This is a genomic window from Variovorax sp. OV329, assembly GCF_900114785.1.
GTDB lineage: Bacteria > Pseudomonadota > Gammaproteobacteria > Burkholderiales > Burkholderiaceae_C > Variovorax.
This window is the reverse complement of sequence record NZ_FOUG01000005.1, coordinates 308,855-329,392: the sequence shown is the minus strand read 5'-3', so window position 1 is coordinate 329,392 and position 20,538 is coordinate 308,855. Positions and strand designations below refer to the sequence as shown.

The 20,538-nt window shown below is 68.5% G+C and carries 18 protein-coding genes and 2 tRNA genes; 12 read left to right on the top strand and 8 right to left on the bottom strand.

Annotation, left to right across the window (positions count from 1 at the left end; translation table 11 throughout):
* The first annotated feature begins 73 nt into the window (after positions 1-73).
* Entirely contained in the window at positions 74-793 is a 720-nt protein-coding gene (ispD, locus tag BM345_RS11070) for a 2-C-methyl-D-erythritol 4-phosphate cytidylyltransferase (RefSeq protein ID WP_093379187.1), read from the top strand.
* A 5-nt stretch (positions 794-798) separates the two neighbouring features.
* Positions 799-1,287, top strand: coding sequence for a 2-C-methyl-D-erythritol 2,4-cyclodiphosphate synthase (gene ispF / locus BM345_RS11065; RefSeq protein ID WP_093379481.1), 489 nt, complete (start codon positions 799-801; stop codon positions 1,285-1,287).
* A 9-nt stretch (positions 1,288-1,296) separates the two neighbouring features.
* On the opposite strand, the gene BM345_RS11060 is transcribed toward ispF, so the two are convergent.
* Both BM345_RS11060 and ompR read right to left on the bottom strand, forming a co-directional pair.
* Complete coding sequence (locus tag BM345_RS11060; protein WP_254789696.1) at positions 1,297-2,730, bottom strand: ATP-binding protein; 1,434 nt, start codon at positions 2,728-2,730, stop codon at positions 1,297-1,299.
* Between the two features lie 80 nt (positions 2,731-2,810).
* Entirely contained in the window at positions 2,811-3,542 is a 732-nt protein-coding gene (ompR, locus tag BM345_RS11055) for an osmolarity response regulator transcription factor OmpR (RefSeq protein WP_093379182.1), read from the bottom strand.
* A 175-nt stretch (positions 3,543-3,717) separates the two neighbouring features.
* On the opposite strand from ompR, the gene BM345_RS11050 reads away from it, so the two are divergent.
* On the top strand, positions 3,718-4,089 hold the full coding sequence (locus BM345_RS11050; protein ID WP_093379180.1) for a hypothetical protein: 372 nt from the start codon (positions 3,718-3,720) through the stop codon (positions 4,087-4,089).
* A 63-nt stretch (positions 4,090-4,152) separates the two neighbouring features.
* Positions 4,153-4,866 (top strand): SIMPL domain-containing protein, encoded by a 714-nt coding sequence (locus tag BM345_RS11045; RefSeq protein WP_254789682.1) that lies wholly within the window; start codon positions 4,153-4,155, stop codon positions 4,864-4,866.
* 56 nt (positions 4,867-4,922) lie between these two features.
* Here BM345_RS11045 and BM345_RS11040 read toward each other — a convergent pair whose 3' ends face one another.
* Positions 4,923-5,693: a 3-hydroxybutyrate dehydrogenase gene (locus BM345_RS11040; RefSeq protein WP_093379476.1), complete on the bottom strand. Its 771-nt coding sequence runs from the start codon at positions 5,691-5,693 to the stop codon at positions 4,923-4,925.
* Between the two features lie 66 nt (positions 5,694-5,759).
* On the opposite strand from BM345_RS11040, the gene BM345_RS11035 reads away from it, so the two are divergent.
* The 3 genes from BM345_RS11035 (at position 5,760) to BM345_RS11025 (ending at position 9,092) form a co-directional block, all read left to right on the top strand.
* The gene (locus BM345_RS11035) at positions 5,760-6,707 is read left to right on the top strand and encodes an alpha/beta fold hydrolase (RefSeq protein WP_093379177.1); all 948 of its coding nucleotides are present in this window, start codon (positions 5,760-5,762) and stop codon (positions 6,705-6,707) included.
* Positions 6,708-6,822: 115 nt separating this feature from the next.
* Positions 6,823-8,964, top strand: coding sequence for a RelA/SpoT family protein (locus BM345_RS11030; RefSeq protein ID WP_254789695.1), 2,142 nt, complete (start codon positions 6,823-6,825; stop codon positions 8,962-8,964).
* 51 nt (positions 8,965-9,015) lie between these two features.
* Positions 9,016-9,092: transfer RNA gene (locus tag BM345_RS11025), tRNA-Val, on the top strand.
* Between the two features lie 7 nt (positions 9,093-9,099).
* Here the strand turns inward: BM345_RS11025 and BM345_RS11020 are convergent.
* Together BM345_RS11020 and BM345_RS11015 are read right to left on the bottom strand one after the other, a co-directional pair.
* A complete protein-coding gene (locus BM345_RS11020; protein ID WP_139237497.1) occupies positions 9,100-9,399 on the bottom strand; it encodes a hypothetical protein in 300 nt (99 codons plus the stop codon).
* Positions 9,400-9,502: 103 nt separating this feature from the next.
* Positions 9,503-11,767 carry an ATP-dependent DNA helicase gene (locus tag BM345_RS11015; protein ID WP_254789681.1) on the bottom strand — a complete coding sequence of 755 codons (2,265 nt, stop codon included), beginning with the start codon at positions 11,765-11,767 and terminating at the stop codon, positions 9,503-9,505.
* Between the two features lie 151 nt (positions 11,768-11,918).
* Between BM345_RS11015 and BM345_RS11010 the strand changes: the two genes are divergently transcribed.
* From BM345_RS11010 to rimO, 3 genes are all read left to right on the top strand, one after another.
* The gene (locus tag BM345_RS11010; RefSeq protein WP_254789680.1) at positions 11,919-12,290 is read left to right on the top strand and encodes a hypothetical protein; all 372 of its coding nucleotides are present in this window, start codon (positions 11,919-11,921) and stop codon (positions 12,288-12,290) included.
* Between the two features lie 68 nt (positions 12,291-12,358).
* On the top strand, positions 12,359-12,922 hold the full coding sequence (phaR, locus tag BM345_RS11005) for a polyhydroxyalkanoate synthesis repressor PhaR (RefSeq protein WP_093379168.1): 564 nt from the start codon (positions 12,359-12,361) through the stop codon (positions 12,920-12,922).
* A 60-nt stretch (positions 12,923-12,982) separates the two neighbouring features.
* On the top strand, positions 12,983-14,380 hold the full coding sequence (gene rimO / locus BM345_RS11000; RefSeq protein ID WP_093379165.1) for a 30S ribosomal protein S12 methylthiotransferase RimO: 1,398 nt from the start codon (positions 12,983-12,985) through the stop codon (positions 14,378-14,380).
* A gap of 190 nt (positions 14,381-14,570) precedes the next feature.
* Here rimO and BM345_RS10995 read toward each other — a convergent pair.
* A tRNA-Leu gene (locus BM345_RS10995) sits at positions 14,571-14,655 on the bottom strand.
* Positions 14,656-14,716: 61 nt separating this feature from the next.
* On the opposite strand from BM345_RS10995, the gene rnr reads away from it, so the two are divergent.
* Positions 14,717-16,978: a ribonuclease R gene (gene rnr / locus BM345_RS10990; protein ID WP_093379468.1), complete on the top strand. Its 2,262-nt coding sequence runs from the start codon at positions 14,717-14,719 to the stop codon at positions 16,976-16,978.
* A 27-nt stretch (positions 16,979-17,005) separates the two neighbouring features.
* On the top strand, positions 17,006-17,764 hold the full coding sequence (locus tag BM345_RS10985) for an SDR family oxidoreductase (protein WP_093379162.1): 759 nt from the start codon (positions 17,006-17,008) through the stop codon (positions 17,762-17,764).
* A gap of 9 nt (positions 17,765-17,773) precedes the next feature.
* On the opposite strand, the gene BM345_RS10980 is transcribed toward BM345_RS10985, so the two are convergent.
* Positions 17,774-19,213, bottom strand: coding sequence for an NAD(P)H-hydrate dehydratase (locus tag BM345_RS10980; protein ID WP_093379159.1), 1,440 nt, complete (start codon positions 19,211-19,213; stop codon positions 17,774-17,776).
* Between the two features lie 14 nt (positions 19,214-19,227).
* Positions 19,228-20,484 (bottom strand): D-amino acid dehydrogenase, encoded by a 1,257-nt coding sequence (locus BM345_RS10975; RefSeq protein ID WP_093379156.1) that lies wholly within the window; start codon positions 20,482-20,484, stop codon positions 19,228-19,230.
* Between the last annotated feature and the right edge of the window lie 54 nt (positions 20,485-20,538).

The following is a 20,538-nucleotide window of genomic DNA, read 5'->3' as shown; positions in this document are numbered from 1 at the left end:
ACACCCCGCGCCGGGCTGGAGCGGGGTGTGCAATGGGGCAATTCTAGAATGGGCACGAACCACACGTCTTTCAATGCACCCGTCCCACCCTCCGCATCTTCACGCCCTGATCCCTTGCGCCGGCAGCGGCAGCCGCGCCGGCGCCGGCAGCCCCAAGCAGTACCAGCGGCTGGCGGGCCGCCCCATGGTGGCCCACACGGTGGAAGCCTTCCGGGCCCTGGCCGACCGCTTTGCCACCATCGCGCTGGTGGTGGCCCCCGAGGACAGGGAGATCCAGACCGCGCTGCCCGCCTTTCCCCGGGACCCCGGCGAGCGCCTGCTGCAGGTGGGCGGCGCCACCCGCGCCGCCTCGGTGCGCAACGGCCTGCTGGCCCTGCGCCAGCAGGGCGCCCGGCCCAACGACTGGGTGCTGGTGCACGACGCGGCCCGCTGCCTGGTCACGCCCACGCAGATCGAGGCGCTGATCGCCGCCTGCGAGCACGACGCGGTGGGCGGCCTGCTGGCGCAGCGCCTGGCCGACACGCTCAAGTCCGCCGGCGGCGACGGCCGCGTGCACGACACGCTGGCACGGGCCGACAAGTGGCTGGCGCAGACGCCGCAAATGTTCCGCCTGGGCCTGCTGCTCGACGCGCTGGACCGGGTGGGCGATTCGGTCACCGACGAATCCAGCGCCATCGAGGCGCTGGGCCTGGCGCCGTTGCTGGTGCCGGGGAGCGCGCAAAATTTCAAGGTCACCTTCCCCGAGGACTTCGCGCTGGCCGAGGCGGTGCTGCGCAGCCGGAGCAAGGGATGAACCCCATGGAGATCCGTGTGGGCGAGGGCTGGGACACGCACCAGCTGGTGGCCGGCCGCAAGCTGGTCCTTGGCGGCGTGGAGATCCCGCACAGCGCCGGCCTGCTGGGCCATTCCGACGCCGATGCGCTCTTGCACGCCATCACCGACGCGCTGTTCGGCGCGGCCGGGCTGGGCGACATCGGCCGGCACTTCCCGGACACCGACGAGCAGTTCCGCGGCGCCGATTCGATGGTCCTTCTCACCGAGGCGGCGCGCCGCGTGCGCGCGGCCGGCTGGCAGATCGGCAACGTCGACAGCACCGTGATCGCCCAGGCGCCCAAGCTGGCGCCGCACATCCCGGTGATGCGCGAGCGCATCGCCGCCGGGCTGGGGCTGTCGCCCGAGCGCGTCAACGTGAAAGCCAAGACGGCCGAGAACATGGGCCCGGTGGGCGAGGGCCGCGCCATGGAGGCGCGCGCCGTGGTGCTCCTGTTCGCCGCGGCGAGCGCCTGAGGCCCGTGCTCAGCCCTTGTTGAAGGGCTCCTTCGACGCTGTCGGCCGCGGTGCGGCGCCCTTGGCGTTGGCCGAAGCCGGACGGATGGATGCCGCCCGCGGCAGCCGGATGTGCGCGGCCAGCCCGCGCCCTGGCGTGCTGGTGAGGGCGAAGGTGCCGCCCATGCGCTCGATGTTCTTCGCCACGATCGACAGCCCCAGCCCGGCGCCCACCGCCGAGGTGCGCGCCTGGTCGCCGCGGAAGAATGGCTTGGTCAGCTGCGAGAGCATGGCCGGCGCCACGCCCGCGCCGTGGTCGCGCACCTTGATCAGCACCGCATCGTTGTGCGCCTGCGCCTGGATGGTGACGCGAGCCACGTCGGTGCCGGGCGTCTTGCCGTAGCGGCGGGCGTTCTCCAGCAGGTTGGAGACCACGCGGATCAGCTCCACCTCGTCGGCCATCACCCGCAGGTCGCCGGGGACCTCGGCCGTGATGTGCATGTCCTCGTGGTCCTGCACGGCGTAGGTGCAGGCATCGACCACGTCGCGAAGCAGCACCGGCTTGAACTCGACGTGGTCCGGTCGCGCATAGTCGAGGAACTTGTCGATGATGGCGTCCAGCTGCGCGATGTCGGCCGCCATGTGGGCGCGTGCATCCTCGTCGGCGACGCTCATCTCGGTTTCCAGGCGCAGGCGCGCCAGGGGCGTGCGCAGGTCGTGTGAGATGCCGGCCAGCATCACGGCGCGGTCCTGCTCGATCTTGGCCAGCTGGTCGGCCATGCGGTTGAAGCCGATGTTCACCGCCCGGATCTCGGCCGTGCGCGCGCCTTCGTCCAGGCGGTGGGCCGCGTATTCGCCCTCGCGCACCTGCCGCGCCGCGCGCGAAAGCTGCGAGAGCGGCCGGTTGATGAAGCTGGTGATCAGCGCCGCGCCCGCCAGCGACAGCGCCATCGCGGTCACCAGCCAGATCAGCCAGGTGCGCCCGCCCACCCGGGTGAAACGGGCCGGGTCCAGCAGCAGCCAGTAGTTGTCGCTCTCGATGGCAAAGCCGATCCACAGTCCCGGCTCGTCGTTGACCACGCTGGCCACCGTGGTGCCCACGCCCAGGCGCGCGACCAGCTCCTCGGTGACGCGCGCATCCAGCTCGCCGCCGGTATAGGGCGCGTAGCGGTCGTCCGGCTCGCGCGGGACGATGCGCACGCCTTCCTGCTCAGCCAGCGTCTTGATCAGGGAGACGCGAGTGATGGCGTCCGAATACACCAGCGCCGCGCGGGTCAGGTTGACCAGCGAGGCGATCTGGTGCGCCGTCTGGATGGCGCGCGGCTCGTACTCCAGCTGCCGGAAGGTCTGCAGCCACGCGATGGTGCTGCCCACAAGCAGCAGCGCCAGCAGGAAGAAGGTGCGCCAGAACAGGCTCAGGCCCAGCCGGACCTTGCGCTTGCGGCTGGGCGGCCCGCCTTCCAGCGGGCTGGAGACGGTGACCGACGAGCTGTCCTCGAGGCCGCCCGACTGCGTGGTGGTGGGGCCGCTGGCGGCCACTGCGCTCAGGTCGTGCCGTCCGGCACGAACACGTAGCCCACGCCCCAGACGGTCTGGATGTAGCGTGGCGCAGCTGCGTCGGATTCGACCAGCTTGCGCAGGCGCGAGATCTGCACGTCCAGGCTGCGGTCGAAGGGCTCGAACTCGCGGCCGCGCGCCAGTTGGGCCAGCTTCTCACGCGACAGCGGCTGGCGCGGATGGCGCACCAGCGCCTTGAGCATGGCGAACTCGCCGGTGGTCAGCGACAGTTCCTCGCCGTCCTTGCGCAGGGTGCGCGAGCCCAGGTCGAAGCTGAAGGGGCCGAAGGTGACGGTCTCGTTGTCGGTGGAGGGCGCGCCTGGCGCTTCCAGCGGCGGGCGCCGGCGCAGCACGGCATGCACGCGGGCCAGCAGCTCGCGCGGGTTGAAGGGCTTGCCCAGGTAGTCGTCGGCGCCGACTTCCAGGCCGACGATGCGGTCCACGTCCTCGCCCTTGGCGGTCAGCATGATGATGGGGGTGCGATCGTTGGCAGCGCGCAGTCGGCGGCAGACAGACAGGCCGTCTTCGCCGGGCATCATCAGGTCGAGCACGATCAGGTCGACCGTGTCACGCAAAAGTATGCGATTGAGCGCCTTGCCGTCCTCCGCGACGATCACCTCGAACCCCTCCTGGGTGAGGTAGCGGCGCAGCAGATCACGAATGCGAGCGTCGTCGTCGACGATGACGATCTTGTCCGTACGGGCAGGTGTTTGAGTCATTTCAACAACACTGAATTTGTAACAGCGTCGATTCTGAAGCGGTTGGCGGGCCATTGAGCCCGTTTTGGCCGTGTGTTGACACAAAGTTACAAAACTTGCGACCGCTCGCGTTCGGGGGTGCAGAGCAGTCGCAGACCAATGGCAAAGTCGCACCCTTTGCGCTTCTCCACCCTAGATGCGACGTGTCCTGACCCTGCTCGTACCCCTGGCCCTGGCGGTTCCTTCCGCCGGGGCGGCGACCCCGTCGCCGCGCCCCGTGCCCACGGCCGAGCAGACCCGCATCGAGGTGCGCAAGGCAGTGGAAGCCCACCGCGCACAGGAGCGCGACGACATCCGCCGCCAGGAAGCCGAGATCGGCCGCCGCCTGACGCCCGCCGAGCGCGCGGAACTGCGCGAGCAGGTTCGGTACCAATGGCTGCTGCCCAGCAAGGCGCAAGGGCCGGCCGGCAAGCTGGAGGGCACGGTGCTCACGCCGCCGGCCCCCGGCACGCCGTCGACGGCGCCCGCGCCCGGCGCGGCGCCCGGCACGCGCGGATTCGCACCCTGACCGGGCGAAAGCCGTCCGGGCAGGCGTTCCAACACTCGACACTATTGAAGGGAATCTTTCGTTTTGAAAAACGCAATCAAGCTCATCGTTTCCTGCGGCGCACTGGCAATGGCCGGTCTGGCCATGGCGCAGAGTGCGCCGGGGGGATGGGCGCCGCCCCAGAACGTGCTGCAGCTTTCAGCGAGCGGCACGGTGGAGGTCCCGCAGGACATGATCAGCATCTCGCTGCAGGCCACGCGCGACGGCAGCGACGCCGCTGCGGTGCAGGCGCAGCTCAAGCAGGTGCTCGACGCCGCCCTGACCGAGGCGCGCAAGAGCGCCCAGCCCGGCCAGCTGGACGTGCGCACCGGCAACTTCAACCTGCACCCGCGCTACAACCGCGACGGCAAGCCGGCCGGCTGGCAGGGCAGCGCCGAGCTGCTGCTGGAAGGCCGTGATTTCGCCCGCGTGTCGCAGGTGGCTGGCCGCCTGGACCAGATGACGGTGGGCAACATCAGCTACGGCCTCACCCGCGAGAGCCGCACCAGTGCCGAGACCCAGGCGCAGACCCTGGCCATCGAAGCCTTCAAGCAGCGGGCCGGCCTGCTGGCCAAGGACTTCGGCTTCGGCGGCTACACCCTGCGCGAGGTCGCGGTCAATTCCGAGTTCGGTTCGCCCATGCCCCGCGTGATGGCGATGAAGGCACCGATGGCCGCTTCGGCCGACGCGCCCGTCCCGGTGGAACCGGGCAAGGCGAACGTCGTCGTCAACGTGTCGGGCTCGGTGCAGCTGAAGTAGGCCCCGGCCGCCGCCCGGCCGCTCCGAAGGCGGCCGAGCGCCCTCGGGGGCCTTTATTATTGGGCCGTCCAGCCGCCATCCATCTGCCAGGCCACGCCGCGCACGTTGTCGGCCGCCGGCGAGCTCAGGAACACGGCCAGGCCGCCCAGCTGCTCCACCGTGGTGAACTGCAGCGAAGGCTGCTTCTCGCCCAGCAGTTCGTTCTGCGCCTTCGAGACCGGAATGCCTTCGCGTGCCGCGCGGTCGTCGATCTGCTTTTGCACCAGGGGCGTGAGCACCCAGCCGGGGCAGATGGCGTTGCAGGTGACGCCGGTGGTGGCGGTCTCCAGCGCCAGCGCCTTGGTGAAGCCGACGATGCCGTGCTTGGCGGCCACGTAGGCCGACTTGCCGGCCGAGGCCACCAGGCCGTGCGCGGAGGCGATGTTGATGATGCGGCCCCAGTTGGCCGCGCGCATGGCGGGAACGGCCAGGCGCGAGGTGTGGAAGGCGCTGGTGAGGTTGATGGCGATGATCGAATCCCAGCGGTCGGCGGGGAAGTCCTCGACATTGGCCACGTGCTGGATGCCGGCGTTGTTCACCAGGATGTCGACTTGGCCGAAGCGCGCGGCGGCGTGCTTCATCATGTCCTCGATCTGGTCGGGCTTGCTCATGTCGGCGCCGTGGTAGTCCACCTGCACGCCGTAGGCGGCAATCTGCGCCTTCGGTGCCTCGTGGTCGCCGAAGCCGTTGAGCACGATGTTGGCGCCTTGCTGAGCCAGCGCGGAAGCGATACCCAGGCCGATGCCACTGGTGGACCCCGTGACAAGAGCGGTTTTGCCTTTGAGCATGATGAGCAATTCTCCGGATGATTTAGGATGCAGCGAGATTATCGGCACAGGACGCAAGGCAGAAAAATGACAGGACCTTCCCTCCGCTTCGTGACCTGCGCCGACGCCGATGGTGGCCACCGCATGGCCTACTGGCAGTGGGGCGAGGACGACGCGCCGCACGTCGTGCTGTGCGTCCATGGGCTCACCCGCCAGGGGCGCGACTTCGACGTCCTGGCGCAGGCGCTGCTGGCGCGCGCAAAGGGTCATCTGCGCGTGGTGTGCCCCGACGTGGTCGGGCGCGGCCAGAGCGACTGGCTGCGCAACCCGCAGGGCTACCAGTTGCCCACCTATGCAGCCGACATGCTGGCACTGCTCGCGCAGTTGCATGCGCAGCGGGAGATCGTCACGCTGGACTATGTCGGCACCAGCATGGGCGGCCTGATCGGCATGGCCATCGCCGGCAGTCCGAAGCTGCCGCTGCCTTCGCCGATCCGCAGGCTGGTGCTCAACGACGTGGGCCCCGCGATCAGCCAGTCGGCGGTCGAGCGCATCGGTGCCTACGTGGGCAAGGGCGGACGCCACGACAGCCTGGAAGCCGCGGCCGATGCCATGTGGCTGCTGTCGACCAGTTTCGGCGCGCACACGCGCGAGGAATGGCTCGAGCTCTCGCGCCACATGGTGGTCCCCGCGGCACAGCGCAGCGAGGACGGCAGCGCCAAGGCGGCGTCCGGCGAGACCGGCGGCCCTGTCATGCTGCACTACGACCCGGCCATCGGCGCGCCCATCCGCGCCATCACGCCCGAGGCGGCCACCCAGGCCGAGGCCGTGATGTGGGGCTTGTATGACGCGATCTCCGCCCGCACCTTGCTGCTGCGCGGTGCGCAGTCGGACCTGCTGACGGGCCAGACCGCGCAGGCCATGACACAGCGGGGCGCGAAGGCCCGGCTGGTCGAGTTCGAGGAAGTGGGCCACGCGCCCACGCTGGTATCACCTGCGCAGCATGGCGTGGTGGTGGACTTCCTCCTGGATTGAGAAGAATTGGATTTCGGATTTGGTAGCAGTACCTTCGCAGCAGCGCTCTTCCGTGAGCGCCGACAACATCACTGAAACCGCGTTGTCGGCCGCCACCGCAGACAGTTCTCCGGCCATGGAGAACATGCTGGCGCGCGCGCGTGCGTTCGCCGAGCCGCTGATCGCCGGCGAGACCCTCAAGACCGGCGAGAACACCCTGGCCCACGCGGATGCGGTGGCCGCCATCGTCGAGCGCATGGGTGGCTCCGAGGCCATGCAGGCAGCCAGCTACCTGGTGTACTCCTGCCAGCACCTGAACAAGCCGCTGGAAGTCATTGCCAAGGTCTTCGGCCAGAACTTTGCCCTGCTGGCGGTGGAGACCACCAAGCTGGTGCAGGTGCAGGAACAGGCGCGCTCGGCGCCCGGCGCCGGCCACCTCATCGAAGGCATGGGCACGCAGACCGAGAACGTGCGCAAGATGCTGCTGGCCTTCTCGCGCGACCTGCGGGTGGTGATGCTGCGCCTGGCCTCGCGCCTGCAGACGCTGCGCTTCGCGGCCTCGGTGCGGCGCCCGGTGACCGAGAGCGTGGCGCGCGAGTCGCTCCTGGTGTTCGCGCCGCTGGCCAATCGGCTGGGCATCTGGCAGGTCAAGTGGGAGATCGAGGACCTGTCGTTTCGCTTCCTGGAGCCCGAAACCTACAAGCTGATCGCCCAGTTGCTGGAGGAAAAGCGCGCCGAGCGCGAGGGCTACATCGAGCAGCTGCGCAACCGCCTCGAACAGGACCTGCGTGCCGAGGGCATCCAGGCCAACGTGCAGGGGCGCCCCAAGAACATCTACAGCATCGTCAAGAAGATGCGCGGCAAGTCGCTGGACTTCGCGCAGGTCTTCGACATCATGGCGCTGCGCGTGATCGTGCCCGACGTGAAGGACTGCTACGCGGCCCTGGCCTGGGTGCATTCGAACTTCCAGCCCATCGACGAGGAGTTCGACGACTACATCGCGCGGCCCAAGCCCAACGGCTACCAGTCGCTGCACACGGTGGTGCGCGAGCGGATCAACGGCCATGCGGGCAAGCCCATCGAGATCCAGATCCGGACCGAGGAGATGCACGACCATGCCGAGCACGGCGTGGCTGCGCACTGGGCCTACAAGGAGGCCGGCACCAAGGGGTATGCAGGCGTCTGGGCCGGCGGCGAGTACGACGCCAAGATCGCGGTGCTGCGCCAGCTGCTGGCCTGGGAGCGCGACCTGTCGGGCGGCGAGCAGGGCAAGGGCCTGTTCGACGACCGCATCTACGTGCTCACCCCCGATGCGGCCATCGTCGAGCTGCCGCAGGGTGCGACGCCGGTGGACTTCGCCTACAGCGTGCACACCAGCCTGGGCCACCGCTGCCGCGGCGCGCGGGTGGACGGGGCCATGGTGCCGCTGAACACGCCGCTGCAGAACGGGCAGACGGTGGAGGTCATCGCAGTGAAGGACGGCGGCCCGTCGCGCGACTGGCTCAACGCCGACCTGGGCTACCTGGCGAGCCACCGTGCGCGCGCCAAGGTGCGCGCCTGGTTCAACGCGCAGATCACGCACGAGACCATCGCTCGCGGCCGCGAGGCGGTGGAGAAACTGCTGCAGCGCGAAGGCAAGACGGCACTGCGGCTGGAAGACCTGGCAGGACGGCTTGGCTTCAAGTCGGCCGACAACCTGTTCGAGGTGGTGGGCAAGGACGAGTTCTCGCTGCGCAACATCGAGAACCTGCTGCGTCCGGCCGAGGCACCGGCGCAGGCCGACGACGGCGTGCTCATCAAGAAATCGCGTGGCAGCGACAAGGCGGGCAAGAGCGGCGTGCTGGTGGTGGGCGTCTCATCGCTCATGACCCAGCTGGCCAAGTGCTGCAGGCCTGCGCCGCCTGATGCCATCGGAGGCTTCGTCACGCGCGGCCACGGCGTGAGCATCCACCGGGCCGACTGCAGCAACTTCCGCTCGATGTCGGTGAACCAGCCCGAGCGCGTGGTCGACGTCGAATGGGGCAGCCCCAAGGGAGACCAGGGCGCGGTCTACGCGGTGGACGTGGCGGTGGAGGCGGCCGACCGCCAGGGCCTGCTGCGCGACATCTCCGACGTGTTCGCACGCGAGAAGATGAACGTGATCGGCGTGCAGACCCAGTCGGTGAAGGGCACGGCCTGGATGACGTTCACCATCGAGATCGCCGACGCGACGCGCCTCTCGCAGGTGCTGCAGGTGGTCAAGGCGGTGAACGGTGTGCGCTCCGCGCGCCGTCGATGACAGAAGCTCTCGAAAAGTTTGCTACAATCGCGGTCTTCCTAGGAAACGCTTAGGCGCGTAGCTCAGTTGGTTAGAGCACCACCTTGACATGGTGGGGGTCGTTGGTTCGAATCCAATCGCGCCTACCAAGCCTTTTCAGGGAAGCATCAAGGACTCCGCAGACATGCCGAGTCCTTTTTTGTTGGCCGCAACGCCCTGCGGCCAGAGCCGGTTCCACCAGCGCCCTTCGTCGGCCGATGCCGACACGCGCGCGGGGCGCAACTGGGCCATGTGCTCGCGGCCCCGGCGCCGGCATTCCGCTTCCAGCGCATGTGCAACGCCGAAGGCCGGCCGCACGCCGTGCGCCGCCTGCTTGCGCCACAGGGCGGCAAGATCTTGCAGTTCCTCGTCGAGTAGCAAGGCGAGCTGCTGCGGGGTCGGGGGCGTCATCAACATGGTGGCTTCTGCGTGTGGTTCAATACGAGCGCCAGTGTCCAGAGCGTAACGCCCGGCTACCGTCGTACGGCGCAGGGCTTGTGCGTAGGACGCCACGCCGCTTTCAAATTCTTGCCAGGCGCGGTTCCCACCAGGCGGGCAACAGCCGTGCCACCTCGGGCCGGGCGAAGCGCTCGTCCAGCAGCCACACCACGCCCTCGTCGCTCTCGCTGCGGATCACGCGGCCGGCGGCCTGTACCACCTTGCGGATGCCGGGATAGAGATAGGTATAGGCATAGCCGTTGCCGAAGCGCTCTTCCATGCGCGCGCGCATGCGCTCGTTCAGCGGGTCGTGCTGCGGCAGGCCCAGCGTGGCGATGAAGGCGCCCACCAGTTGCTCGCCGGGCAGGTCCACGCCTTCGCCGAAGATGCCACCCAGCACCGCGAAGCCGATGCCGCTGGTGCCGCCGGTGCGAAAGCGCTCGACGAAGGCGCTGCGCTCGTCTGCGCGCATGCCACGCCGCTGGCTCCAGGCCGGGACCTGCGGATGGCGTAGCGCGAGCGCGTCGGCGGCCATGTCCAGGTATTCGAAGCTGCTGAAGAAGGCCAGGTAGTTGCCGGGGCGGCGCTCGAACTGCGCGGCCAGGATGTCGACCAGGCGTGAGAGCGAATGGGGGCGGTCTTCCAGCCGCGTGGACAGCGCCCGTGCGAGATGCACGTCCAACTGCCGCGCCTCGAAGGGCGAGTCGACGTCGATCGTGGCGGTGTTCTCCGGCAGGCCCAGGGTGTCGCGGTAGAAGTCGAAGGGCGAGAGCGTGCCCGAGAAGCACACGCAGCTTCGCGCGGCGGCGAACCTCGGGCGCAGGAAGGGCGCAGGGATCAGGTTGCGCAGGGCCAACTGCCTCGCGTCGCCGGCGGGGGAGAAGTCCAGCACCGAATGCTCGTCGAAGCTTTCGGCCAGGCGGGCGAATTGCAGCACTTCGAAGAAGAGGGCGTGCAAGGGGCCCTCGGGCAGCTTGGGATTGGCGTTGAAGTGCTCCGCCAGGCATGCGGCCGAATCGCGCAGCGCGAAGAGCAGGTTGTCGGGCAGCGTGTCCAGCAGCGCATCGCCCGCGCATTGGTCCTCGGCGCGGCGCCACTCGGTGCGCAGCACCTTCAGCGCGCGGGCAGCCGCCGGTGGCGCCAGCTTGCGCGCCGCGTCGAAGGCGGCGTCGCTCAGCTGTGCCGAGTACATGGCGCGCGCGCGTTCCAGCAGGTTGTGCGCCTCGTCCACCAGCAGCGACACCTGCCACTCTTCCTCCCGCGCCAGCACGTACAGGAAGGCGCTGGGATGAAAGTAGTAGTTGAAGTCGCCCACGATGACGTCGCACCAGTGCGCCATTTCCTGGGCCAGGAAATAGGGGCACACGGCATGGTTTGCGGCCAGCTTCGAGAGCCCGGCGCGGTCCAGGACCGGGATGGCGGCAGCTTCTTCACGCGCTGCGGGCAGCCGGTCGTAGAAGCCGCGCGCGAGGGGACAAGCCTCGCCGTGGCAGGCGGCACCCGGATGCACGCAGGCCGATTCTCGCGCCTCGATCTCCAGAACCCGCAGGTCGTGCGTGCCCTTGTCGCGAAGCTCGCGCAATGCCTCGAGCGCGACGGCACGGCCCGGCGTCTTGGCGGTGAGGAAGTAGACCTTGTCGATGCGATGCTGCGCCTTGGCCTTGAGCATCGGATAGATCGAGGCCAGCGTCTTGCCGATGCCGGTGGGCGCCTGCGCCAGCAGGCAGCGCCGCGCAGCGCTGGCTTGGTAGATTCGGCGCGACAACTCGAGCTGGCCGGGCCGGAACGCGGGTCGGGGAAAGGACAGGCCGGACAAGGCTTGCGACAAAGCCTCGGCGCGGCGCGCCTGCGAGCGCGCCCAGCCGAGATAGCGCTGAGCCAGCGCCTGCAGCTGCTCGCACAGGGTGGCGGCGTCCAGTTGCTCTTCGAGCGTGGTCTCGGTCTCGCTGTCCAGGTCGAAGTACACCAGCGCCACCCGCAGGCCAGGCAGCTTGCGCTCGATGCACAGCATGGCGGCATAGGCCCGGGCCTGTGCCCAGTGCAGGGCGCGCTGGTTGGGCTTGACGCCTTCGGCGGCGCCGCGGCACGTCTTGATCTCTTCCAGGCGCTGCGCCTGCGGGTCGAAGCCGTCGGCGCGGCCGCGCACGCGCAGGCCCTCGAAGCGCCAGTCGAGCGTGACCTCGGTCTCGTAGTCCGGGCCACGCCGTGCCTGCACCAGGCGGTGGCCGGCCATGCCTTGCAGCGCAGTGGGCGCAGGCGTGAAGCGCAGGTCGAGGTCGCCCGCCTGGGCGGCGAAGGCGCACAGCCGCCGCACCGACACGGTCAGTTCGGAAGAGGCTTCAGGCAACGGGGAGGGCGCAGGTGCGGACACCCCGAAACTGTACACATGTCCAGTAAATCACAGTGGGACAGTGGCTCTCATCCTGGCGAATGAATTTTGTTCGTGCGCCTTGTGTTAACTTGGTTCAAGATGTTCTGACAATGTCCAAACCGCGCGAATGAACACCTTGCCCAATGACTCCGATGCCACGCCGAACGAGGAAATCCGGCTGGCCGCACTGATGCGGCAGGCGCCGCTGGAATTTGCACGCGTAGTCTACGGCCTCAACGACCGGGCCAGCGGGCGAGCCGAGACCATGGCCGCCGAAGACGTCGCGCGCAGCGAGCGCCACGGCATGCCGGTGACGCGGGAGCGGGCCGAACAGCGGGCCCGCGCCTATCTGCCGGTGGGCGGTCACGAACATTGCCCGCGCTGCTGGGTGTTCAACGGCGTGAAGAACCTGCTGGTCTTCAAGGAAGGCGACGAGGAGCGGCCCGAGACCGCGGCCTGCAAGGTCTGCGGTGCCGAATACGCCTGCGCCGTTGATTGAGGGAATCCCGAAGAGGGTAAACCTTGGCGCGGTGCAACAAACGCGCTCCCTAGAATGGCCCGCGCGCCATGCGTCCAACCCTGAAGGAGAGTTCCCAAGTGCAGAGCAAGAAGGCCGCCGGCAAGCCGGCGCAGCGCGTGATCAAGAAGTATCCCAACCGCAGGCTCTATGACACGGAAACCTCCTCCTACATCACGCTGGCCGAGGTCAGGCAGCTGGTGATGGCCAAGGCATCCTTCGTGGTGCGCGACGCCAAGACGGGGGACGACCTCACGCGCAGCATTCTTCTGCAGATCATCCTGGAGGAAGAAGCCGGCGGCGCACCCATGTTCAGCGAGCAGGCCCTGGCCAGCATCATCCGTTTCTACGGCCAGGCGATGCAGGGCTACATGGGGCCGTACCTCGAGAAGAACATCCAGGCCATGACCGACCTGCAGGCGCAGATGGCCGAGAACGCCGAGACCCTGTCGCCCGAGATGTGGTCCAACTTCCTGTCGATGCAGTCGCCCATGCTGCAGGGGCTGATGGGCAACTACGCCGAGCAGTCCAAGAATGCGTTCAAGCAGCTGCAGGAGCAGATGCAGAAGAACACCGAGCAGGCGCTGGCCGCCTTCGGCATCAAGCGCCCCTGATCTTTCGCGGCGGAAGGCCCCGCGCGGGCCGGCGGCTGCGTTCCCTGGGACAATAGGGGGATGGCCGAAGCAGCAACCCCCGTACGTCTTGAAAATCCCGCCACGGCGCCCAAAGTGGGCTTCGTGAGCCTGGGCTGCCCCAAGGCCCTGACCGATTCCGAACTGATCCTCACGCAACTCAGCGCCGAGGGCTACCAGACCTCCAAGACCTTCGAGGGCGCCGACCTTGTCATCGTCAACACCTGCGGCTTCATCGACGACGCCGTCAAGGAAAGCCTGGACACCATCGGCGAGGCGCTGGCCGAGAACGGCCGCGTGATCGTCACCGGCTGCCTGGGCGCCAAGAGCGGCGATGGCGGCGGCAACCTGGTGCGCCAGATGCACCCCAGCGTGCTGGCCGTGACCGGCCCGCATGCCACGCAGGAGGTGATGGACGCGGTCCATGCCAACCTGCCCAAGCCGCACGACCCCTTCGTGGACCTGGTGCCGCCCATGGGCATCAAGCTCACGCCCAAGCACTACGCTTACCTGAAGATCAGCGAAGGCTGCAACCACCGCTGCACCTTCTGCATCATCCCGTCGATGCGCGGCGACCTGGTGTCGCGGCCCATCGGCGACGTGCTCAAGGAAGCCAAGGCGCTGTTCGAGGGCGGCGTGAAGGAACTGCTGGTGATCAGCCAGGACACCTCGGCCTACGGCGTGGACGTGAAGTACCGCACCGGCTTCTGGGACGGCACGCCCGTGAAGACGCGCATGCTGGAACTGGTGCGCACCCTGGGCGAGATCGCCGAGCCCTACGGCGCCTGGGTGCGGCTGCACTACGTGTACCCCTATCCCAGCGTGGACGAGATCATTCCGCTGATGGCTTCGGGCCTCGTGCTGCCCTACCTCGACGTGCCGCTGCAGCACAGCCACCCGGCCGTGCTCAAGCGCATGAAGCGGCCCGCGAGCGGCGAGAAGAACCTGGAGCGCATCGCCAGGTGGCGCGAACTGTGCCCGGAGCTGGTGATTCGCAGCACCTTCATCGCGGGCTTCCCGGGCGAGACGGAAGAAGAGTTCGAGCATCTGCTCGACTTCATCCGCGAAGCCGGGATCGATCGCGCCGGCTGCTTCGCATACAGCCCGGTGGAAGGTGCCACGGCCAACGACATCCCCGGCATGCTCCCGGAAGCAGAGCGCGAGGCACGCCGCTCGCGCTTCATGGAAGTGGCGGAGGAAGTGTCGATTGCGCGGCTTCGTCGTCGCATCGGCGCAACGATGCAGGTGCTGGTCGACTCCGCACCGGCGATGGGCCGCAAGGGCGGGGTGGGGCGAAGCTATGCGGACGCGCCCGAGATCGATGGCATCGTGCGGCTGCTGCCGCCCGAGAAGATCAGCAAGCAGCTCAAGGTGGGCGAGTTCACGAAGGCGCGCGTGGTCGACACGCAGGGCCACGACCTGATTGCGCTACCGATCTGAGGCGGCGACAAGCAGGCCTTGCGTTCGCACGTGGCGCCGCAGTGTCAGCAGTGTGTGTCATGATGACTGCGCGAAGCCCTCGTCAGAGGGGCTTCGCGCCCAGAGACGAGACGACGCAACCCGAACATGCCTGCCGCCAGTACAAACAAAAATCCCCTGCAAACTCTCATTTGCAGGGGATCTTGTTGTTTGGTGCCCAGAAGAGGACTCGAACCTCCACGATGTTACTCGCTAGTACCTGAAACTAGTGCGTCTACCAATTCCGCCATCTGGGCCCGCATGCTGCTGAGTTAACCTCAGCAACATGTTTTGTTTTTCAGGAACGAGAGGAATCATATCAAAAATTTAGGCCACTCCGGCGTTCTGTCGGAAGAAGTTGAAGGAATTGTCCAAGGACACCGCGACGGACACGGCTTCGTGTTGCGCGATGACGGTGATGCGGACATCTATCTGCCCCCCAACGAGATGCGTGCGGTCCTGCACAAGGACCGTGTGAAAGCGCGCGTGGTGCGGCAGGACCGGCGCGGTCGCCCCGAGGGCCGCGTCGTTGAAATCGTCGAGCGTCCCGAGCAGCCCATCATCGGCCGCCTGCTGCATGAAGGCGGCGTGTGGCTCGTGGCGCCTGAAGACAAGCGCTACGGGCAGGACGTGCTCATTCCCAAGGGCGCCACCGGCCCCGCCAAGGTCGGGCAGGTGGTGGTGGTGCAGCTCACCGAGCCGCCGGCCCTGTTCGGCCAGCCGGTGGGCCGCGTGAAGGAAGTGCTGGGCGAAATCGACGACCCCGGCATGGAGATCGAGATCGCGGTGCGCAAGTACGGCGTGCCGCACGAATTCTCCGAAGCCTGCCTGGCGCAGGCCAAGGCGCTGCCCGACAAGGTCCGCCCCGCCGACAAGCGCGGCCGCATCGACCTGACCGACATCCCGCTGGTCACCATCGACGGCGAGGATGCGCGCGACTTCGACGACGCCGTCTATTGCGAGCCCGCCAAGGTCGGCCGCGCCAAGGGCTGGCGGCTGCTGGTGGCCATCGCCGACGTGAGCCACTACGTGCAGACGGGCAGCGCGCTGGACATCGACGCCTACGACCGCGCCACCAGCGTGTACTTCCCGCGCCGCGTGATCCCCATGCTGCCGGAGAAGCTTTCCAACGGCCTGTGCTCGCTCAACCCCGATGTCGAACGCATGTGCATGGTGTGCGACATGCTGGTCACCGGTACCGGCGAGATCTATGCCTACCAGTTCTATCCGGCGGTGATGCACAGCCATGCCCGCTTCACCTACACCGAGGTGGCGGCCATCCTGGCCAACACCCGCGGCTCGGAGGCCGCAAGGCGCAAGGACCGGGTGAAGGACCTGCTGAATCTGCACGACGTGTACCGCGCGCTGCTCAAGGCGCGCTCGGTGCGCGGCGCGGTGGACTTCGAGACCACCGAGACGCAGATCATCTGCGACGAGGCCGGCCGCATCGAGAAGATCGTGCCCCGCGTGCGCACCGAGGCGCACCGGCTCATCGAGGAAGCCATGCTGGCGGCCAACGTGTGCAGCGCCGACTTCATCGCCGAAGGCAAGCACCCGGGCCTGTTCCGCGTGCACGAAGGCCCGACGCCCGAGAAGAAGGAGATCCTGCGCAACTACCTCAAGGCCATGGGCGTGGGCATGTCGATCAGCGACGATCCGCGTCCCGCCGAGTTCCAGGCAGTGGCCGAAGCCACCAAGGACCGGCCCGATGCGCAGCAGATCCACACCATGCTGCTGCGCTCCATGCAGCAGGCCATCTACACGCCGATCAACAGCGGCCACTTCGGCCTGGCCTACGAGGCCTACACGCACTTCACCAGCCCGATCCGGCGCTATCCCGACCTGCTGGTGCATCGCGTGATCAAGGCCATCCTGGGCAAGACCAAGTACCAGCTGCCCATGCTGCCCACGCCAGGCGAAGCGCACGCGAAGCTGGCCAAGCGCCTGGCCTCGAGAGTGAAGGCGCCCGCCAACAAGCCCCAGAAGGCAACCGTCGCACCGAGCAAGGAAGTGTTGGCCTGGGAGGCCGCGGGCCTGCACTGCAGCGCCAACGAGCGCCGCGCCGACGAGGCCAGCCGCGACGTCGAGGCCTGGCTCAAGTGCAAGTACATGCGCGAGCACCTGGGCGAGGAATACGGCGGCGTGGTCACCGCGGCCACCACCTTCGGCATCTTCGTGACGCTCGACGCCATGTATGTCGAGGGGCTGGTGCACATCACCGAGCTGGGCGGCGAGTACTTCAAGTTCGACGAGACGCGCCAGGAACTGCGCGGCGAGCGCACCGGCATCCGCTACGCCATCGGCTCGCGCGTGCGGGTGCAGGTGAGCCGCGTGGACCTGGACGGCCGCAAGATCGACTTCCGCCTGGTGCGCGAAGGCGAGGAACTCACCAACCGCGCCCTCAAGGACAAGGGCCTGCCCGGTCCGACCGGCGTGCCCGTGAAGGCCGCCGACAAGCGCTCGGGACGCAAGAAGACCGAGGCTTCGCGTTCGGCACAATCGCCCATCCAGGCCCTGCGCACGGCGGTCAAGAAGGCCGCCAGCAAGATGAAGGGCAAGGGGCGCACCGCGCGCCGATGAACTTGAACAACGAGGAGATCAAGCGAGATGAGTGAAGCAACGAGCCGCATTGCAATCGTGACCGGCGCAGGCACCGGCATCGGCCGCGCCGCCGCACTGGCCCTTCTGGGCGACGGCTGGAAGGTGGCCCTGGCGGGCCGCCGCGCCGAGCCGCTGGAGGCGGTGGCCAAGGAGTCCGGCGCGGGCGACCGGGTGCTGGCGGTGCCCACCGACGTGGCCGATCCGAAGTCGGTGGAGGCGCTTTTCGCCGCCGCGGTCGCCAAGTTCGGCCGCGTCGACCTGCTCTTCAACAACGCCGGCGTGGGCAACCCGCCCGGCCCGTTCGAAGACTGGACGGCCGAGCAGTGGAAGGGCGTGGTGGACATCAACCTGAACGGCATGTTCTATTGCATCCAGCAGGCCTTCCGCACGATGAAGTCGCAAAGCCCGCGAGGCGGCCGCATCATCAACAACGGCTCCATCTCGGCCAGCGCACCGCGCCCCAACTCGATCGCCTACACCGCCACCAAGCATGCCGTTCAGGGCCTGACCAAGACGGCCTCGCTGGACGGGCGCAAGTACGACATCGCCGTGGGCCAGGTCGACGTGGGCAATGCCATGACCGAACTGGCGGCACGCATGGCCAAGGGCGTGCCGCAGGCCAATGGCGAGCTGGCGATCGAGCCCTTGATCGATGTGGCCATCGTCGGCCAGTCAGTGCTCTACATGGCGAACCTGCCGCTGGAGGCCAACGTGCTGTTCCACACGATCATGGCGACCAAGATGCCCTTCGTGGGCCGCGGCTGAAGAGCGTGTTCAGCCGCCGGCCAGCGCGCCGGCGGTGAGCGGCCTGCCGGCCGGCCAGCCGTCGGCCAGCGCGCCGTGGTGCCAGACGGCACGGCGCGCGGCGGCCAGGGCTTCGTGGCCGGCCGCGAGTTCGGCGCCGATCATTCCTGCCAGCACATCGCCCGTGCCACCCGTGGCCAGGAGGGCGTTGCCACTCAGGTTGATGAACGGCGCCTCGTCGGGCGCCGCAATGACCGAGCCCGATCCCTTGAGCACCACCACCGATTGAAATTGCGCCGCGAGCGCGCGTGCAGCCTTCAGCCGGTCGCACTGGACGCCAGCCGTGTTGGTGCCCAGCAGGCGCGCGGCTTCCAGCGGATGCGGTGTCAGCACTGTCTGCTGGCCTCGATCGCGGCGTGCCGCCACTGCGCTTTGCAGCGAGCCGTCGGCCGCGATTGCATTGAGCGCATCCGCATCGAGCACCGCCCGCGGCGTCTCCGCAAGCACGCGAGGCAGCAGGGCCTGCACCGCCGTTCCGCCGCCGCAGCCGCAGACGACCGTGGGCTGCGTCCAGTCCATGGCGGCGGGATTGCGGAACATCAACTCGGGCTGCACCGTCGACAACGACGGCCGCGCCTTGTCCAGCAGCGCCACGAATACGCGGCCTGCGCCGCCATGCAGCGCGGCGCTCGCGGCCAGCAGCGCCGCGCCCGCCATCCCTTGTGCGCCGCCGAGCACCGCGACATCGCCGTAGCTGCCCTTGTGCGTGGCGTGGGCGCGCGACTCGCGCCTGGGCTCGGTGTTGAGCAAGGCCGCGGCCACTTCCTGTCCAGGCGCGCAGCCCAGGTCGTCGAACCAGACCTCGCCGGCCGCGTCGCGGCCTTGGGCGGTGAAGACGCCGGGCTTGAGCGTCAGCAGGTTCAGGCAGTGGCGCGCGCCACCGTGTCCGAAGTCGAAGCGGGCCACTCCGGTGTCGGCGTCGAGGCCGGAAGGCAGGTCGACAGCGAGCACCGGCGCGCCGCAGCGATAGATGCGTTCCAGCCAGCGCGCCATGCCCTCGGCCGGCGCGCGGGTCGCGCCCAGGCCCAGCAGGGCGTCGATCGCCAGGTCATGCTCGGCGGGCCGCTCGGTCAGGAATGGCACCTGCGCCTGGCGTGCGCGCTGCAGGGCATCGAGCGCGTCCGGAGGCAAACGCGCCTCGTCACCGGCAAAGCTGATGCAGGCATCGAAGCCGCGCGACTTCAACTGCGCGGCTGCCTCGAAGCCGTCCCCGCCGTTGTTGCCGGGGCCGCAGGCAATCCAGATCGTGCGCGCGTGCGGCACCAGCGCCGCGGCCAGTTGCGCCACCGCGAGGCCCGCGCGGCGCATCAGTGTGTGAGGCGGCAGTGCGGCCGCGCTGGCCTGCTCGATGCGCCGGCTCGCGGCCACGTCGAACACGGGAAGCTCGCTGTGGCCGGAAATGCGCTGCATGGTGGACGGGCTCGTTAGCCCCGCAGCAGGCGTTCCACGCCCAGGCCTTCCAGGTCGATGCCCGGGTCCTGCCCGCCGACGAGGTCGGCCAGCACCCGCGCGCTGCCGCAGGACAGGGCCCAGCCGCTGGAGCCATGGCCCAGGTTGAGCCACACCCCCGGCACGCCGCTGGCGCCGATGACGGGCGGCCCGTCGGGCAGCATGGGGCGCGCGCCCTTCCATTGCTGGACGCCCTGCTTGAGCGTCACCGCGCCCGGAAACCAGTCGTGAAGCACCTTGTAGAGTGTCTTCAGCGCCGCCGGATCGATGCGGTCCGCGGAGCCACCGAGCTCGGCGCCGCCGGCCACGCGCACGCGCCTGCCGAGGCGCGAGATGGCGACCTTGAAGCGCTCGTCCATCACCGCGCTGCGCGGGGCGTGCAGCGCTTCCTTGATGTGCGCGCTGACCGAGTGGCCGTAGACCGGCGTCAGTGGAATGCGCAGCCCCAGCGGCTTCAGCAGCCGCGTCGAGGCCAGGCCAGCGCAGACGACGACGGCATCGAAATCCAGGGCGGGCGAACCGCCCGCCAGCGTCAGCGAGCGCGGTGCCGCGCGGGTCAGCGGCGCGATGTCGCAGCCGAAGTGGAAGGTCGCACCCAGCGACTCGGCCTCGCGCTTGAGCAGCAGGGCGAACTGGCGACAGTTGCCCACCTCGTCGTCGGGCAGGTGGATGGCGCCGGACAGCTCGGTCTCGGTGTTGAGCGCCGGCTCGATCTTTCGCGCCTCGTCGGCGTCGATCTCGCGGAACCTGGCGCCGGCGGTGCGCAGCACTTCCAGCCCCGGCTGCACGAGCTTGTGCTCGCGCTTGCCGCGCAGCAGGACCATGTAGCCCTCGCTGCGGTCGTACTCCATCTCGCGCTCGGCCACGATGTCGTGCAGGCGCAGGCGGCTGTAGAAGGCCAGGCGCTGCATGCGGGCGCGGTTCTGCAGGTAGGCCTCGAGCGTACAGGCGCGCTGGAAGCGCGACATCCAGCCGACGTCCCGCAAGGACAGCGGCCAGCGCAGCTTGACGGCACCGTGCGTGGAGAACAGGGAGCGCAGCACCTTGCCGCGCATGCCGGGGGCAGCCCAGGGCGTGACGTAGCCGGGCGCGACCACGCCGGCATTGGCAAAGCTCGATTCCTCGGCTGCCGAGTTGCGGCGGTCGAACACGGACACCTCGTGGCCGTCGACGCTCAACTCCCAGGCGGTGGTGATGCCGACGATGCCGGCGCCCACGATCGCGATTTTCATTGGATGCTTGGATCTGCAGATGGCGAGCGCCTTTTCCGGCGCTCGCGGAAGAAG

Bases quoted from the DNA above. Each gene is read 5' to 3' on its own strand.
- BM345_RS11050 (WP_093379180.1), top strand. From the start codon at position 3,718: ATGCGACGTGTCCTGACCCTGCTCGTACCCCTGGCCCTGGCGGTTCCT.
- BM345_RS11010 (WP_254789680.1), top strand. From the start codon at position 11,919: ATGAACACCTTGCCCAATGACTCCGATGCCACGCCGAACGAGGAAATC.
- BM345_RS10980 (WP_093379159.1), bottom strand. From the start codon at position 19,213: ATGCAGCGCATTTCCGGCCACAGCGAGCTTCCCGTGTTCGACGTGGCC.
- ispD (WP_093379187.1), top strand. From the start codon at position 74: ATGCACCCGTCCCACCCTCCGCATCTTCACGCCCTGATCCCTTGCGCC.
- phaR (WP_093379168.1), top strand. From the start codon at position 12,359: ATGCGTCCAACCCTGAAGGAGAGTTCCCAAGTGCAGAGCAAGAAGGCC.
- BM345_RS11035 (WP_093379177.1), top strand. From the start codon at position 5,760: ATGACAGGACCTTCCCTCCGCTTCGTGACCTGCGCCGACGCCGATGGT.
- BM345_RS11040 (WP_093379476.1), bottom strand. From the start codon at position 5,693: ATGCTCAAAGGCAAAACCGCTCTTGTCACGGGGTCCACCAGTGGCATC.
- BM345_RS10975 (WP_093379156.1), bottom strand. From the start codon at position 20,484: ATGAAAATCGCGATCGTGGGCGCCGGCATCGTCGGCATCACCACCGCC.
- BM345_RS11030 (WP_254789695.1), top strand. From the start codon at position 6,823: ATGGAGAACATGCTGGCGCGCGCGCGTGCGTTCGCCGAGCCGCTGATC.
- BM345_RS10985 (WP_093379162.1), top strand. From the start codon at position 17,006: ATGAGTGAAGCAACGAGCCGCATTGCAATCGTGACCGGCGCAGGCACC.
- ompR (WP_093379182.1), bottom strand. From the start codon at position 3,542: ATGACTCAAACACCTGCCCGTACGGACAAGATCGTCATCGTCGACGAC.
- rimO (WP_093379165.1), top strand. From the start codon at position 12,983: ATGGCCGAAGCAGCAACCCCCGTACGTCTTGAAAATCCCGCCACGGCG.
- BM345_RS11020 (WP_139237497.1), bottom strand. From the start codon at position 9,399: ATGTTGATGACGCCCCCGACCCCGCAGCAGCTCGCCTTGCTACTCGAC.
- ispF (WP_093379481.1), top strand. From the start codon at position 799: ATGGAGATCCGTGTGGGCGAGGGCTGGGACACGCACCAGCTGGTGGCC.